Raw genomic sequence first — 16,173 nt, forward strand, 5'->3', positions numbered from 1 at the left:
AAAGGATTATTTATTTGAGTGCAGTACCTCTCCATCATTAAAAATATAACCTGTCTTTTTTCCTGTCTGATGATCTAAAAAGTAGGCTTTATTATAACTAGAATCAGAGAAATAAAATGCATAATCTTCCTCTGTACTCCCCCGAATAAATAATTCACTTACCACTCTTTCTAATTCATTTCCAGTTTCTTTATCAATAAGAACCAAATCTGGGGAACTGCAACAGCCTGAACTCCATTGATGGATAAAACATAAGTAATTAGGATATTCTTTTACAAAAGTCAAACCTGTCCTTGAACACAGATAAGGCTCTGATTCCCTACATGATTTTAATACCTTTTTTGATGTTGTTTCAAAAGTTAGCCAAGTTGAATCACAGTTCCATTGATAGTATAGAAAAGATCCATTTTGAAGAAATATTGTATCTGAAAAACTCTCATTTTGAGCATAACTCATGTGTTCATAACAATCTGTTTTTAAACCTTGAGAATATATATTTGTAGATAAAACATAGAATATTAAGAGGGAGATAACGTATTTCATTTATTAGTGATAATGATATTTTTCTTCTGATCTAATTCTTTTAAAGATTGCTATTCAAAATGGAGACCAATTTATTTTTTAATTACATCCAAATAGATTCTTAAATCTATCTTACGTTTATTTTATTTCAAATGCTGTTTTAAAGATTCAAACACAACAACACTCGTAATACAAAACATAGCTTGCATCTATGTGAATACAGCACCAATCCACAATCATTCTATACAAGAATCTAATTTTCAATAGTTTTAATATAAAACTGCTAAATTTTGATCATAAATACTAAGCCAAAAATAACGAATCTGTTGACCTAATAGGATGAATTTGTTGACCCTTTAAGAACTGCTATCAGCTTATATTTGTAATAGTCCTTGCAACGGTATTTTTACTAATCATTAATTCATCACTATCAATGATACATTTGTCTAGATCTCTAATTGGGATATTTTTTTTGACGTCATTTATTGCTTGTAAAAGCGAGCAGAATAAACCATATCCGTCTAACAACACTGAAAAAACTCCAAATGTTCTTCTGATTATTGCAGATGATTTAGGAGCACATGATCTCTCAACTACCAGTTCAAAATACTACGAAACGCCAAATATTGATCAAATCGCCGCGAAGGGTATTCAGTTTGATCAAGGCTATGCCTCTTGTCAGGTTTGCAGTCCTTCAAGAGCAAGTATTATGACAGGTAAATCTCCTGCAAGACATGGCATCACCGATTGGATTGGGGCGAAAGAAGGAGAAAAATGGAGAACTCAGAAAAGATTTAATCAATTACTTCCAGCCTATTATCAACATCAATTAGACACCAACTATATGACCATGCCGGAAGCATTTAAAGCACATGGTTATACTACTTTCTTTGCAGGAAAATGGCATGTGGGCGGTGAAGGATCACTGCCTGAAGATCATGGTTTTGATATTAATAAAGGTGGCTTCCATGCAGGGAGCCCTAAAGGTGGTTATTTTTCTCCTTATAAAAACCCAAGACTGGAAGACGGTCCGAAAGGTGAAAACTTAAGCAGCAGATTAGCACAGGAGACAGTTAATTTTATGAAAGAAAATAAAGAGAAACCATTTTTTGCTTGTTTATCTTTTTATGCTGTGCATGGTCCTATTCAGACTACGGAGGAGAAATGGAAAAAATATAAGGATAAAGCAGTCGCTCAAGGAGTTGACAGCGTAGGTTATAAAATGGGTAAATTTCTTCCTATTCGTCAGCATCAAGATAACCCCGTGTATGCAGGTCTTGTTGAATCAATGGACGATGCTGTAGGTGAAGTGTTGGCGGGTTTAGAAGAATTGGGATTGAGTGAAAATACAATCGTTGTCTTTACAGGTGATAACGGTGGCGTTGCTGCGGGCGATGCTTTCTCCACTTCCAATTATCCGCTGAGAGGAGGTAAGGGTTATCAATTTGAAGGTGGATTAAGAACACCTTACATCATTAAAGTGCCTTGGCTGAAGCATTCAAACCTACATTCTAATGTTCCTGTTACTCATACTGATTTCTACCCTACTTTATTGGAACTCTCTGGACTTCCATTGCACCCCGACCAACATCAAGATGGTGTCAGCTTGGCTCCAATTTTCAGTGGAGAAACGATTGATGAACGTTCTATTGTATGGCATTACCCACATTATGGCAATCAGGGTGGTGAACCGTCTTCTGTTATACGTGCTGGAAAATGGAAGTTGATTCATTATTATGAGGACAACCGCGAGGAACTTTACAATTTGAATGAAGATGCTCAAGAACAACATGACCTATCCAATAGATATCCAGAAATGGTTAAGACACTTAGTAACGATTTATTTGAATATTTAAATGGTCTTGATGCCCAATACCCTGAAAGAGATACTACTTGGTCGAAAGAAAAGGAAGAGAAGTTTCTTAATAAAGTCAGAACCAAGAGAATGTCAGCCCTGGAAAAGAAGAGAATGGAAATGCTTGGTGATGACTTCCAGCCTAATTCAGATTGGTGGGGATCACAACGTATTGTAGATTAATCCAACAGTAAATAAAGCGTTAGTACTACTAAGAGCATGTTTGAAACATGCTCTTAAAATGTAGTTCAACTAAAACATTTTCACGCCTCTATCTATCACTTTCCTAATAAAAACTATTTACCATCAAAGAAGATGGAACTTTGAAAGCTTGAAATAGTGGCTTTCTGCTTATTATTTCGCAAAATTTATAGCAACAAAAACTGCATAACAATTCTATTCTTAACGGTCATGAAAAACCTTCAACTCTACCATAGAAAAGTATTACAAGCCTTGATTGAAGACAGGCGCTTTACTGTTGCTGAAATAGCAGAAGGTTTGGAAGTATCTCCCTCTACCATTTACCGTGAACTCCAACGCAATACAAATCCTTTTACACAAAAGTATGATGCGGAGTATGCACATAAACTATACCTTGCTAGAAAAAAGCTAGCCGGTTCTAAAAAGAAAAATCAGTTTATACATCATACGTTCAGAAAAAATGATTATCAACTTTATGCTGAAAGAAAATATATCTATTGGTATTCTGATCAGTATTATGACATGAAAGTTCCTAATAGGTGGAAATTGGAGAACCTTGTTCCCAAACATTATGCTTACCGTATTGGTAAAAAATATCATCATCATAAAGATAATTGGGAATACTATGATCTTTGGATGGAACATTTTCAATTTATCATAGCACGGCAATCGCAATCCGGCCCAAAATATTATTGGATGCGTGAGTTGATCAAAGAAAAAGACAACTTTACACTCTGGAAGAACCCAACCGTAGTGTTAAAACAGAAGAAGTGCGTCTAATCCATTCGTTTTACTCCAAAAATTGCCTTCATCTTCCCTTTTCCCTCCTCTTTTCTCTTACTTCTTCTTTCAAAACTCCCGACTTAGGGATTTTTTTATGTCTAAACTTTTCTATAATGGGCGGATCATCAACAATTTTCTGTCTTGATAAGGGAAATTGCATTTGCTCACGAATTAAAACGAAAAAAAAATTCTGATCACACCAATCAGTTCTTTTCATTTTTGATTTTAAACCGTCACAAATTTTTCTTCATCCAACTCCCTTTCGTCATCAAATCGGTACGCCACCAACAATCCACCTTTCGCTACGCTGTAATCAAGGCAACAAACATTAGTTTTGTAAAACATTGGTTGAATTTTGAGCCAGTAGTGACCGAAGAACACAGGGCGTTCCACTTCTCTGTAGTAGCTGAGGTCTTTCACATCTGACGCTTTGATTTGTACCGTCGGAAGGTTGTCCAATGCAAGAACACTGATCGACTGGAAAGTCATCTGCAAGGGGTCTTCCCACCATTTGTATCGAATATCTTTACGAATATTGCCGTCTTTATCACTAAACGATAGTCCATCAGGCAATCTCAACTCTTTTCCTTTCAATGTTTGCTCAATGGCATCGTTCAACGTTTCGTCTGTAGTATTGGCTTGCTCAATTAAAGATTTTGTCAATCGGTTTTGCTTCAGTTTACTTTTTAGCAACGTTATATTTTTTTCATCCCAACAAGCATGAACGGCTCTGAGATTTTTATCTTCATAAAATAAAGGCAAAGTCAAAAACCATTCGATATATTCATTGTATTCTTTTTGTCGGTTTTGAAATTGCTTTAAAGTCTCATAATGTTGAATGATATTCTTGATCCAGTGTTTTCGGATATGCCCGCCTTCTTTGTTTTGCATATGGAAACAGATGGCATTGTATTCGTGATTTCCCATCAATGCAATAGCATGCCCCATTTCGGTCATGCTTTTTACAATCTGAAGTGTCTCCCTGATTTTAGGACCTCTATCAATGTAATCACCTACAAAAAGTACTTTTCGGTCGGGATGTCCATATACTCCAGATACTTTTTTGTAACCCAGTTTTTGTAAAAGGCTTTCGAGTTTATCGGCGTGTCCGTGGATGTCTCCTATGAGGTCTAGCATATTTTTATTTGGTTATTATTCTGTTGCAACTATATGGTTCTTCAGCCACAAAGCATTGTGACTCTACAATGGTTTACATTCAATTTTTTATCTAAGATAATTGAAAATGTTTTCTCCAGTTTTCATTTATATATCTCGCGACACTTTCGGGTAAACTATTAATCAAAAATGACTTATTAGGATTGTGGGGATCATAAACCGCCGTTACTTTCTCAAGATAGATATATTTACTTGGGTTGCTTGTCATTGTTGTAACTTGATGTTTCTGACCTGTTTGATCTAAGAATGAAAACGTAAATTTATATACTTTACTACCTTCTATTTCGATAACAGTAGGTTCTTTTTTAATTAGCTTGACGTTTGTAAACCTACCCATTTTCAGTAATCTATATCTTTTATGACCATTGACGGCATTAAAAATCATCCAGATCAATCCTACCCAAAAAGGAATAGTAAATAGTAGAGATAAGCGACCTCCGGGGGTATTGCTCATGCCCTTAATACGATTTACATCTGGTCTAATGGAACTGTATTCAATTACCACTGAATCATTGACATCATAGATGTGCCCAATGCAATAGGAAGTCCAGTTGAAATTACCCATTTCTGAAAAAAAGATATAATCATAACCATAAATATATTCCTCGTTGATTAAGGTATTGGTCTCAAAAATGTTTGTAATGACTCCTTTTCCTATCTGATTTTCACCATATAAATACCTTAAGTACTAAGACAAAAATATTTAATACTAATTCTGTTTATTGTTTTGCGATTACTTCCTTCAAAAAACTTTAAATAGAACCACTATTAATACGTTTTTCAGCGTCGTCCTCACAAAAAATAATTCAGAATTAGTTATCATCTATTTTTGGCTTAGTACTTATTTCTGCAAAATCAATTTCATTTAGTGTTTGTGAAATCAAGAAGAGGCCTAATAGTAAAGTCGCAATGGGTATTGTACCGTATTTACCATTGACATAAAGAATAAATAGATCTTTAAATGGAAGTTTTCTTTGCATTGTAAATAAGAATTGAAGCATTGACGGGTTGAGAAAATCGAGCACTAGACATCATTTTCATCTACCTTTTATAATCCTAAAGGTCTAAAATAATGTATAAATTGTTATTCTTGAATAAAAAAAGCCAAACTAATCATAGTTTGACTTTTCGAATTTGAAGGTTTACATCTAATAGTACTTATTCTAAATATCGTCTGGCAAAAGAACATTGTACCCTTCCAAGACTGAATCTGCTTTCATATTCATGTAGTCTACTGAGGAAGTGGCATGTTCTTTTAATTTTTTGTCTCTGATAGAAGTGTAATAATTGTATTGTTCTGGCGTAAGAACACTTCCTAGGATCAGGTCTTTTTCAATGTCGAATGATTTTTCCATTTCTAGAAACTTGATATTGAACTTCCCAAGCTTGATGATATGAATTACCATTCTTTTGTTGACCAATTGCATTTTGGATCTGAGTTCCTTTACTTTTTCTTTTTCTAATGGAATTTCAGAGGTAATGATTTTTATTTCTCTAGAGGTGACCAAAAAAGAAAGCAATTCAGATTGTTGGTTCAGATCCAATATCTTATCACGGTCTTTATAAAATTGTTTGTTCATTTTCACTTTTTCCTCATGACTATAGTAAGTCTTGGCTTCCAATGCGTCTTTTTTTATATTGTACTGTAGTCGTAATGCTTTCATTTCCTTATACTGTTCAGGCGTAAGATGCACTACTTTGTTGACCCAGTCTGTAAATTTCCTGGCGTATAATTCCTGTTCTGCTGTTTGTCCACAAACGGTGGTGGAAAGTATCAAAAGAGTTCCTAGCAATAGTTTTGTTTTCATGATTATAAATATTTAAAATGAATGAAATTTTGTGATGAAAATCGTATACAAATCATCTTCAAGTACTAATGCAAAATTGTGTGCACGAAACATCTGTTTTCTTCTGCTCTAGCACTTAAGTACTAGGACAAAAGTAAACGGACATTTTATTTTATCTTTTTTATCCTACTCTTCGTTAGATTTTTATCGCGTAACTAAGGCTATGCTCTGCAAATCTGCCTTTTAGATTTTTATCGCGTAACTAAGGCTATGCTCTGCAAATCTGCCTTGATTAGAATAAAAAATAACAAGCTAAAATTATCCCTTTTCTTCTGTCCTAGTACTTAGTAAATTATCGTCAACTTTCAATCGACTTTTTTACAAATTGTCGATAATCTATTTTCAAGCTTCTTTCTTCTTCGTTTTTGTCTTGAAGCAAAAAATTCAAGGCTTTGAAGTCAAGGCCGAGGGAGCACTACCAAACTAAAATGGTAGAAATTCCACTGGTGCGAATGTTAAGCGTTAGCGTCATTCGTGTCCTACAGATCATTAGAAATCTCCTGATTTCTAAATGTTATAAATATTCGAATACTTAGTTTTTAATAAACTTCTTTCGGGTCTTATCAATTTGAAGGATATAAATGCCTTTTTGGAAGGTTGAAATATCCAACGTTTCTAATGATTTTGAGACCTGAAATTCCTTTACTTTTCTACCGTCAATACTATAAATAGAGACGTATTTTTTATTTAGATTTAGACCTTGGATATACAATAAATCGCTGGCCGGGTTAGGATATAATTTAAAATGTAATTGTGGTGCAATGGATGTTGGAGGCTCTTCTGTCTCCTTTTTGATCACCGTTAAGTCGAAAGTTTTAATCAATTCATCATCACCCATTTTCAAGATGGCTGTGACTAGAATATTTTCGTTTTGTTCTGATTGTTGGACAACACCTTCAGTGCCATTTACAGTAATGATTGTATTGTCTGACGAAATCCATTCCACTTCTAAACCGTCACTTTCTGGTATCATAAAATTGATGTTTTGAGTGACAGACTGAGCACTGTCACTCTCTTGGAAAGTAATGTAAACGTCCTTTTCCAATGCTTTTAATTCACTAGACACATCCCCTTTCAGCTTAATAACAAATGTCTTGTGTCCTACCAAATGCTTGTATTTTATTTCCGCATCTAATCTTACTGAACGTTCAATCTCTGGTGTAGTGATAAAACCTGAATCCCCTTCCACTTTCACAAAATCTTCCGCATAAGAGGTCCATGTTACGGTAGACTCATAGCTTGATTGTGTAGGGAGATAGATATTTTGAGTCACGCTATTTTTATGATCTCCATTTTGATACCCGATCACCGTGGCATTGATGGCTTCTTGCAAGAAAAGGTTATCATCTAACGCTCCATCTACAGAAACAAAAACATCATCAATGTGAATAGTACCCACCACTTTACCTAACTGAAATAACAAGCGGAGATTTGTCATTCCCTTTAAATTGGATGTGATTTCTCTTTCAATAGTGTAGAGGCTGTCTTTCTCAATCACAATCGCATCACTGTTGATTTTATCTGCTCCTTTATCCAACTGCAACTGAAATCTAATCTCTGTATCTACATCGGAATAAACGGAAAATCTAACTATAAATTTCTGTGCTTCTGGAATTGAAAAACCAATGACATGATCCAAAGTCCTATACCCCAAATTAGAGAAATTACCGCCGTTGGCAGTGATATGGAAACCCGCTGATTTTGATGAAGTGACAGGATGCAGGTCATTTTGAAGTTGGTATTCAATCCCTAATCCATCTTTGACAGTCGTAATCCAACCTTCTTCCACACCGCTCTCAAAACTAGGGTTGGTCTTGATGATATTACCACTGATTTTCTCTTCATTTGTAGCATAATATTGATTCCACCACTGCTCTACATCCTGTTTGATTTGAGCTATCTTAATGCTATATCCTGCATTATTGATTTCATTTTTGGTCTCAAGAGCCTGGTTATTCGCGTAAGCATAAAACTCTTCATGAAAGGCAGTCACTTCTGAAAATGGAACGTTCAATGGCGTCATGTCTTTATCGTTAGTCCAAAGCGTATAACGCTCATTCCCTTTCTTAAATGAATAACCGTTTTTACCGTTCTTTTTATAGTAAGTCACTGCCAAGTCTAATGGATAAGCTCTTTCTTCCTCATCATTATGATACAGCGAATTGCCTTGTAAAAACGTTGGTTTTGGTAAGTAAGCGTAGTCACAAATGGTAGGATAAAGGTCTATCAACTGCACCGCTCTTTCCGTTTCTTTTAATCGTTTTGAAGGATCAATGATGATCAATGGCACCTGTGCTGAATTCTGTAAAAGATTATGTTTGCCCCACATATTATGATCTCCCAAGTTGAAACCATGATCAGAAGAAACGACAATCAAGGTATTCTCTTTCTCACCAATTGCTTCTAAATGATCGACCAACATACCAATTTGAGCATCGATATAAGAAGCACAAGCATAATAAGCCGTCAGTAATTCCTTTTGTTTTTCAAGGTCCAATACCTTCTCTGCATCCTTATAAATATCATCCCAAGTCTGAGGAATATCTTTGTACCCCAACAGTTCTGTAGGCTCTTTGTAAGCAATAATATCCGTTCCTTCTGGCAGTTTTTGATAGTCTGCTAAAGTGATTTCTTTGTCTTTGTATAAATCAAAATACTTTTGTGGAGCGATAAACGGCAAGTGTGGTTTCTTAAAACCTACTGACAAGAAAAACGGTTGTTCAGTGACCGAAAACTTGTTCATCATTCTGATGGCCTCCAATGTAAACTGACCATCTTGATAGCCATCATCCCCTACGCCTTCAGGTCCTTTTTCATACGACATTCCTTCTTCCACTCTGTAATTGTTTCCCGATACAAAATCACCGTATTCTTCAGGGTATTCATAGTGGCTTGGGTCTTTATAATTTTCCGTCCATGAGTTCGCATTATGACCATCATCCACATTTCTAGGATCAAAAACTTTTCCTACAGCACCTGTTCTATAGCCATTCAACGCTAAGAATTGAGGTAATGTCGTCAGGTTTGGAGCGGTGTCTTCTAGTTTTAATGTAAGGTTGGTAATGCCATTTCTTTCAGGGTAAGTTCCGGTTAAGAAACTTGCTCTTGAAGGACCACAAACGGGATAAGAACATTGAGCATTAGCATACTGAATGCCTTGTTGTGATAGCTTATCAAAAGTAGGTGTGATCACTTCCTCATTCCCGAAGGCTGTAAGGTCGGTGTTCAAATCATCTACCATGATAAACAGGATATTTTTTCTTTTTGGTTTTGGAAATAAAGGTGCTAATTGTCCTTCTACCCAATCGCCTGCTTTACGGTTATAAACGGTTTTATTGGCTTTTGGACCCGCACACCAAATGGCTCTAGGGATTTCTAATTCTTCCGCTAAAGAAACTACCGCTTGATGGTATTTTGCTCTACTCAATGGAGAACATAAGTTGTTGGAGCCAAATTCACCTAAGTACAATGGCAAGTTTAAATTGTCAGCCCATTGTTTTACGTTTTTAAAATCAGCTCTAAGGGATGCAAACTCTTGTTCTGTTCCCCAATCTGGAATACTGTTATTGGTTTCAGGGTATTTTGTAAATGTGTTGGGCCAGTAATAATGGAACCAAGGAATGAGTTTGTCGTCATTTTCAAAAAGGGCTGGATCCATTTGCTGAGGAGCAAAAATGGCATTATCACCACCTCCAACAACCATCAAAATACGATCAGGGTTATCCTTTCTTACTGTCTCTACTAATTCAACATTCAGCTGATCCACCAATCCTTTATTCATATTAAAGTAAGGCTCATTGATCAACTCAAATACTAATTCATCATTACTTTTATCTTTAAAATGAGCACTGACCTGTGTCCAAATAGCTAGAAACCTCTCCCATTTTGCAGGATCAGTATAAACTTCATCTTCCTTTGTTACTTCCTCAATAAACCAGTGTTCACCATGTGCATTCAACACCACGATCAATCCTCTCTCCGTTGCCCAATCCACCACTTCTTCTACCCTCGTCAGCCATGCTTCATCAATGATATAAGGTGCCGTTTCAGTCGTATGACTTCCCCATCGAACGGGTAGACGTATATGATCAAAACCTGCATTGGCCACATCATCCATCATAAATTCTGTAATGGGATCAGCCCAGTCTCCTTCATTTTTGGCGCTCATCACATTTCCAAAGTTATAGCCATTGCCTAGCTTTTTGGCCATGTCATGAGCGGGTGTTTGTGCTTGAAGTAATAAAGAGGAAAAGAATAAAATATAAAGTAGTATAATTTTTTTCATCTGTCGAATATTAAAAAATACTTGTAAGTACTAGAAGGGTATAGTAATGAAGAATTAAGAATGATGAATGAAGATGGATCGTGTTATGGTACCCAGATTAGTTTTCAGGTGATAAATGAGAAGTGATACCAATTACCTGAGTTCCATAGCACGAACCATTTCCATTTTTAACTCTTCATTCTTAATTCTTCATTCATTAAATGTCGTCTACTTATTCCAATTGATGGATTATTTTTTGATAAACAGCTTACTTTGAGTGTTCACCTTCACGATGTACTTACCGTTTGGCAATGACTGCACATTCAGTTTGTAACCGTTGGCTGTTTTCTCAGTTGTAAAGTTGTTTACCGCTCTGCCCAATAAGTCATACACTGCTATTTCTGCATCTCTCTGAGGAGTGGCAACAAACAAGTGATCTACTGTTGGGTTTGGATATACGCTTAAGATCAATTGATCATCTTCTACTGAAGTAGGGATATCCTTTTTAAGCACTACAATATCGAATACTTTTGTTTCCGACTGACCGTTCAACGTTACTGTTGCTGTCAGTGCAATGCTTGTATTTTCCGAAGGTCTTACTACCTCACCAGAAGTTGAAACAACCGCCTCATCTGATGAAGCCCAAGTCACTGTAGTTTGGTGAAGCGAAGTGGTTGGTAGTACCATTGCTGAAGTTACATTTTCTGCATCATCACCCTCTGCGAAAGTAATTTCCAATGCTTCAGTTGCTTCTTTTAACTGTTGTGCTGTTTCATCACCTCCATTATCTTCTGTTTTGATGACTGTAAGGTCGAATGTTTTTGTTTGTGATTTTCCTTCTAAACTTAATGTCGCTGTAAGCGTTACCGTTGTATTTTCAGAAGGTCTGATCACTGTACCATTTGATGTAATTACTGCCTCATTTGAAGAAACCCATGTCACTGTTGTTTCATGTAATGAAGACGCTGGTAATAAAATATTTTGTGTTACGCTTTCTGCATGATCACCTTCTGAATAACCAACACTTAATGCTACTGAAGCTTCCTGTAATAATTCCTCCACAGGCTTTCCAGTATCTTCTTCTTTGATGACTGTTAAATCAAATGTTTTTGTACCTTCTTCACCAAGCAATGATAACGTTGCTGTCAATGTGATATTTTGATCTTCAGCACCTCTTACCACAACACCGTTTGATGATACAACTGCATCATTTGAAGAAGTCCATGTGATTGTTCCTCCAAATTCTGTTGTAGTTGGAAGAGTTACATCAGATGTCACAGTACTGCTTGTTTCACCTTCCGCATACGTTACTTCCACTGTTGCTAAAGCGTCTGTTAAGTAAGATCTTAAAGCCACTGTCAATGGGAATGCTACTGTCTCAGCGTATTCACCTTTAGCAATTGTTGCTGTCAATTTTACTGCTTGATCCGCAATTTGTTGTGTTACTACAGCCTGATCATTTTCTACTGTAATCGCTTCATGATCAGAAACCCAAGTGATGGTAGTAGCATGTCCTAAGTTGTCGGTTAAAGGAAGGGGAAAAGTAGTAGTCACACTATCTTTTGTATCCTCCCCTTCTAACATTAGGCTTAAATCTACTGATGCTAACATCACATGTGCTTTGTCCGCAGGCATCTCTTTTATACTTACATTATCGAATACAATCTCTCCCACATTGCCACCTACTTGAAGCAATAATCTATACGATTTTAGCCCTGCCGGTACTGCAATTAATGAAGTGTATTCTTTGCTTTCTGTTCCGAGTGTAAATGTTTCACCATTCGTTGATACATTTTTTCCTTCCTCATCATGTCCTTGAAGTTGGTATCTGATTTTAGCTCCTTCAAAGCCATACGCTTCAGCACTGATTGTAATGTATCCTCCTTCCGAAGTCAATTCATTGAATGGATAAGTTTGTGTTCTGTACACTAGGTTTGGCAATGATACACCTCCATTTTCGATGTTCAATTTCACTGCTTTTGTACCATTAAAACCATGTGTTATGTGGTCCACAGTAAATACTACTGGAGGATCAAGACTTGCATTGAAGTTCGACTCCCATCCTACTAAGTCTTCTGCTTCAAAACCAGCATTCACAATGATCATATTACCTTCAGCGTCTGTATATTCTAATACTTTCACATTGAATTCTTTCGTCATCGACTCTTCTCCCAATGTTACCGTAGCCGTCAATACAACATCTGTAGGTTGTGCTCCTCTCACTACTTTTCCTTCTGTTGAAATTACCTCAGGGTGAGATGAAACCCATGTCACTGTTGTTCCATTGATTCCTTCAGCAGGTAAAGTCAATGGGTGTAAAATACCGTTTCCGTCTTGAGGATCTAAATAATGGAAAGCCACTTCTAATGCTTCTACAGCATCTTTCAAAGAAGTATCTTCTACTACCGTTACCTCAAATACTTTTTCTTCTTGGTATTCGCCTTTTGTAATAGTTGCTGTTAACTGTACATTTTGTGAACCTTCTGCAACTACCACTTCAGCAGTAGTTTCATTGATTACAATTGCAGGGTTATTTGATTCCCAAGTGATCGTTGTACCATAAGCCATTTCATCGGATTGAGGCAATGTAAAATTAGCCGTCACATTATCTTTCGTATCACCTTCTGCAAATACAAGATCTAATGCTTCTTTTGTGAATTTTACTTGAGCTACATCTGCATTGATTTCTTTCACAACCACATCATCAAAAACAATATTACCTGCAGCGTTTCCACCAATTTGAATCAACAAACGAAGCGAAGAGATACCTGCCGGCATTTCCATCAACTGCACATAATCTGCTGTTGTTTCGTTGATTGTAAAGCTTTCCGAATTCACATTGACGTTTTTATTCTCTGCATCTTTGCCTTGCAATTGATAACGAATTGTATTTTCAGCATCTGCATAAGCAGCAACTTTTACTTCAAAATATCTTTTGGCTGTTGATAAACCATTGAAAGGATAATTGAATGAATTTCTAAATACAAGGTTTGAGAAAGAAACACCACCGTAATTGATTGTCATTTGTGCAGCGCCAGTGCCGTTATCCTTATGCGTTACTTTGCTTAATGTATAATCGATTGGAGGATCTGATGATGCTAAAATTCCTACATTCCACCCGTCTAACTCATCTTGCTCAAAGTCTGCATTGACTAAAATAATATTACCGTTTTCGTCTGCGAATGGTAAAACAACAGCATTAAATTCTTTTATATCTGACACATCACCTGAAGTGATTGTAGCGGTTAATGTTACGTTTTGAGCCGTTGCACCTCTATTTACATCACCTGTAATGCTGATTGCTTCTTCATCAGATGAAGCCCATGAGATTGTTGTACCATGCTTTCCTTCTGTTGACAATTCCACAATATCGAACATGATACCATTTCCATCCGAAGGATCTAAATAGAAGTATTTTACAAATAAAGCCGACTTCGCTTCCTGAACTTTCTCTTCTGCTGTGATTGCTAACACAGTAAGTTCAAAGGTCTTATCCAATGTCTCTTCACCGTCAATCGTCACTGTAGCTGTCAATGTGATATTTTGGTCTGTATCTTTTCTATATACATTTCCTTCAGTATCAATCACGGTTTCATCTGTACTTGCCCAAGTTACTGTGGCATCGAAAGTGGAAGTGGAAGGCAGTGTAATATTATTTTTTACAGTAGAAGCTGTCTCTGTTTCAGTATAAGTAATTTCAAGTGCATTTACTGATTTCTCTAAATCTGATAACGGTTTTATTACCCTTACATCAAAAGTTTTTGTCACCGATGCACCTCCATTTGTAATAGTAGCCGTAAGTGTCACATTTTCTTCTCCAGCTACAGATTGAATTTCTGCAGTTCCTCCATTGATGACAATTGCATCTGTATTGTTAGATTCCCAAGAAATCACTGTTCCATAAGTGTCGTCTGTCAACGGTAATATTATATTCGATGTCACATTATTGGCATCATCTCCTTCAGCAAAAATAAGTGCTAAGTCTTCTTTTACCATTTTCGCTTCCGCTTCATCCTTAGAGATTTCTTTGACCATAGCGTTATCCACTACAACATTTCCAGTGTTTCTACCTACCTGAACAAAGAAACGGAACGAGCCAATACCTGCATCCATTTTTAAAATTGCGGTATAGTCTGTGGGTGTATCATTGATATAAAATTCTGTACTGTTCTTGTTGACAAAACTGCTAGAGGCATTTTTACCTTGTAACTGGTAACGTACTTTCTCTACGTCTCCATAGATATTGGAAGACACTTCATAATATTTTTCTTCCGTTGTAAAATCATTAAAAGGATACAAGAATGTTCTTAACACCAAGTTGGGAAGAGATACACCACCGCTAACAATATCAAAAGCTACAGCTGATGTTCCATTTTCTTTATGTGTTACAGACTGATATGTGAAGTCAATGGCTTGAGATGCATTAAAGTTAGTTTCCCAACCTGCATTCTCTCCTAAATCGAAATCAGCGTTGATCACAATTAAGTTGCCTTGAGCATCCATCATTGGCAATACATTTACTGTAAAGTCTTTTGTCAACGTTTCATCATTTAAAGAAATCGTTGCTTGCAATGTTACAGGAGTGGCAGAATTGGCTCTTTTGACTTCTCCAGTAGTACTGATCACATTTTCATCAGATGAAGTCCAAGCAACTGTAGTTCCATTTACTCCTTCTGTTGGCAAAGTCACATCATATAAGATACCATTTCCGTCTTGTGGATCTAAACTATTGAAAGACAACTCCAAAACATCTTTGGCTTCTTGTACTGATTCCGCATCCGTTTTTGTGTTTTTGGGAGCAAAATAGACATTATCAAAATAGAAGTCACCAACGTTTTTTCCTACTTGAATCAACAAATACCACTTCTCTGCCCCAGCAGGAACTGTAATGGTTGTTTCAAAAGTCTGAACTGATTCAGTATTGTTGAATACCTCCGTTGTAATCTGAGATGGTCCATTATAATTCAACGCAAAACGAAAATTCTGCCCTGTTGTACCGTAAGCATCTACTTTACATACAAACTCTGTATCTTCTGCTAATGGAGATTCAAAGTTGGTATAACTTCCTGATTTTAATTGAATATTACTTCTGCTTAATCCTGCATTTTCAGGTGTGTCAGGAATTGCAATTTTGATAAAATAGTTTCCCTCTATTTGTACTCTCTCAAAAGTGGGAGGGTTCGTCAAACCATTTTTCATTGTTAGGGTCCATTCGTTTGAGATAATTTCATCCTCAAACCCTGGGTTGGTTATTAAATTGTCATTTGCAAATGCAGAGAGACACATCAGCCATGACAGGACAAAGGTTGTAAAAGTTAATTTCATATAATTCATACTTTGTTATAAGTAAATGACAAGTTTCCTTATCGGAAGTTGTGCTGTGTTTATCACCAGATTATCATTTCAGAGTAGTTCACTACCAAGTCAGATATTGTACTTTATTATCTGGTGCTTTAGTCATAGTCAAAAGTAGGTCTGTTAAGGTTTATTTAGGGTGTATTTTCCGTTCTAGCACCTCTAAAAAT

General features: G+C 36.3%; 10 protein-coding genes. 2 read left to right on the forward strand and 8 right to left on the reverse strand.

The window, feature by feature from the left end; all coding sequences use genetic code 11:
• Positions 1-6: 6 nt before the first annotated feature.
• Complete coding sequence (locus tag AVL50_RS05260) at positions 7-543, reverse strand: hypothetical protein (protein WP_062615438.1); 537 nt, start codon at positions 541-543, stop codon at positions 7-9.
• A gap of 451 nt (positions 544-994) precedes the next feature.
• Here AVL50_RS05260 and AVL50_RS05265 point away from each other — a divergent pair, with 451 nt between their 5' ends.
• Positions 995-2,560, forward strand: coding sequence for a sulfatase (locus AVL50_RS05265; RefSeq protein ID WP_253764254.1), 1,566 nt, complete (start codon positions 995-997; stop codon positions 2,558-2,560).
• A 228-nt stretch (positions 2,561-2,788) separates the two neighbouring features.
• Positions 2,789-3,358, forward strand: coding sequence for a helix-turn-helix domain-containing protein (locus AVL50_RS05270; RefSeq protein WP_062615440.1), 570 nt, complete (start codon positions 2,789-2,791; stop codon positions 3,356-3,358).
• A gap of 28 nt (positions 3,359-3,386) precedes the next feature.
• On the opposite strand, the gene AVL50_RS05275 is transcribed toward AVL50_RS05270, so the two are convergent.
• The 7 genes from AVL50_RS05275 to AVL50_RS05305 form a co-directional block, all read right to left on the reverse strand.
• Positions 3,387-3,578 (reverse strand): hypothetical protein, encoded by a 192-nt coding sequence (locus AVL50_RS05275; protein ID WP_062615441.1) that lies wholly within the window; start codon positions 3,576-3,578, stop codon positions 3,387-3,389.
• A gap of 8 nt (positions 3,579-3,586) precedes the next feature.
• The gene (locus tag AVL50_RS05280) at positions 3,587-4,498 is read right to left on the reverse strand and encodes a metallophosphoesterase (protein ID WP_062615442.1); all 912 of its coding nucleotides are present in this window, start codon (positions 4,496-4,498) and stop codon (positions 3,587-3,589) included.
• A gap of 91 nt (positions 4,499-4,589) precedes the next feature.
• Positions 4,590-5,102 (reverse strand): hypothetical protein, encoded by a 513-nt coding sequence (locus tag AVL50_RS05285; RefSeq protein WP_062615443.1) that lies wholly within the window; start codon positions 5,100-5,102, stop codon positions 4,590-4,592.
• A 247-nt stretch (positions 5,103-5,349) separates the two neighbouring features.
• Complete coding sequence (locus AVL50_RS05290; protein WP_172826764.1) at positions 5,350-5,517, reverse strand: hypothetical protein; 168 nt, start codon at positions 5,515-5,517, stop codon at positions 5,350-5,352.
• A 183-nt stretch (positions 5,518-5,700) separates the two neighbouring features.
• Complete coding sequence (locus AVL50_RS05295) at positions 5,701-6,345, reverse strand: hypothetical protein (RefSeq protein ID WP_062615445.1); 645 nt, start codon at positions 6,343-6,345, stop codon at positions 5,701-5,703.
• A 571-nt stretch (positions 6,346-6,916) separates the two neighbouring features.
• On the reverse strand, positions 6,917-10,669 hold the full coding sequence (locus tag AVL50_RS05300) for a sulfatase-like hydrolase/transferase (RefSeq protein WP_062615446.1): 3,753 nt from the start codon (positions 10,667-10,669) through the stop codon (positions 6,917-6,919).
• Positions 10,670-10,897: 228 nt separating this feature from the next.
• The gene (locus AVL50_RS05305; protein ID WP_172826765.1) at positions 10,898-15,973 is read right to left on the reverse strand and encodes a T9SS type A sorting domain-containing protein; all 5,076 of its coding nucleotides are present in this window, start codon (positions 15,971-15,973) and stop codon (positions 10,898-10,900) included.
• Positions 15,974-16,173: the final 200 nt, after the last annotated feature.

Source organism: Flammeovirga sp. SJP92, from assembly GCF_001583495.1.
Lineage (GTDB): Bacteria > Bacteroidota > Bacteroidia > Cytophagales > Flammeovirgaceae > Flammeovirga.

Coding starts and splice junctions, on each gene's coding strand:
- AVL50_RS05285 (WP_062615443.1), bottom strand. CDS start 5,102: ATGGGTAATTTCAACTGGACTTCCTATTGCATTGGGCACATCTATGAT.
- AVL50_RS05270 (WP_062615440.1), top strand. CDS start 2,789: ATGAAAAACCTTCAACTCTACCATAGAAAAGTATTACAAGCCTTGATT.
- AVL50_RS05280 (WP_062615442.1), bottom strand. CDS start 4,498: ATGCTAGACCTCATAGGAGACATCCACGGACACGCCGATAAACTCGAA.
- AVL50_RS05295 (WP_062615445.1), bottom strand. CDS start 6,345: ATGAAAACAAAACTATTGCTAGGAACTCTTTTGATACTTTCCACCACC.
- AVL50_RS05290 (WP_172826764.1), bottom strand. CDS start 5,517: ATGCAAAGAAAACTTCCATTTAAAGATCTATTTATTCTTTATGTCAAT.
- AVL50_RS05260 (WP_062615438.1), bottom strand. CDS start 543: ATGAAATACGTTATCTCCCTCTTAATATTCTATGTTTTATCTACAAAT.
- AVL50_RS05305 (WP_172826765.1), bottom strand. CDS start 15,973: ATGAAATTAACTTTTACAACCTTTGTCCTGTCATGGCTGATGTGTCTC.
- AVL50_RS05300 (WP_062615446.1), bottom strand. CDS start 10,669: ATGAAAAAAATTATACTACTTTATATTTTATTCTTTTCCTCTTTATTA.
- AVL50_RS05275 (WP_062615441.1), bottom strand. CDS start 3,578: ATGAAAAGAACTGATTGGTGTGATCAGAATTTTTTTTTCGTTTTAATT.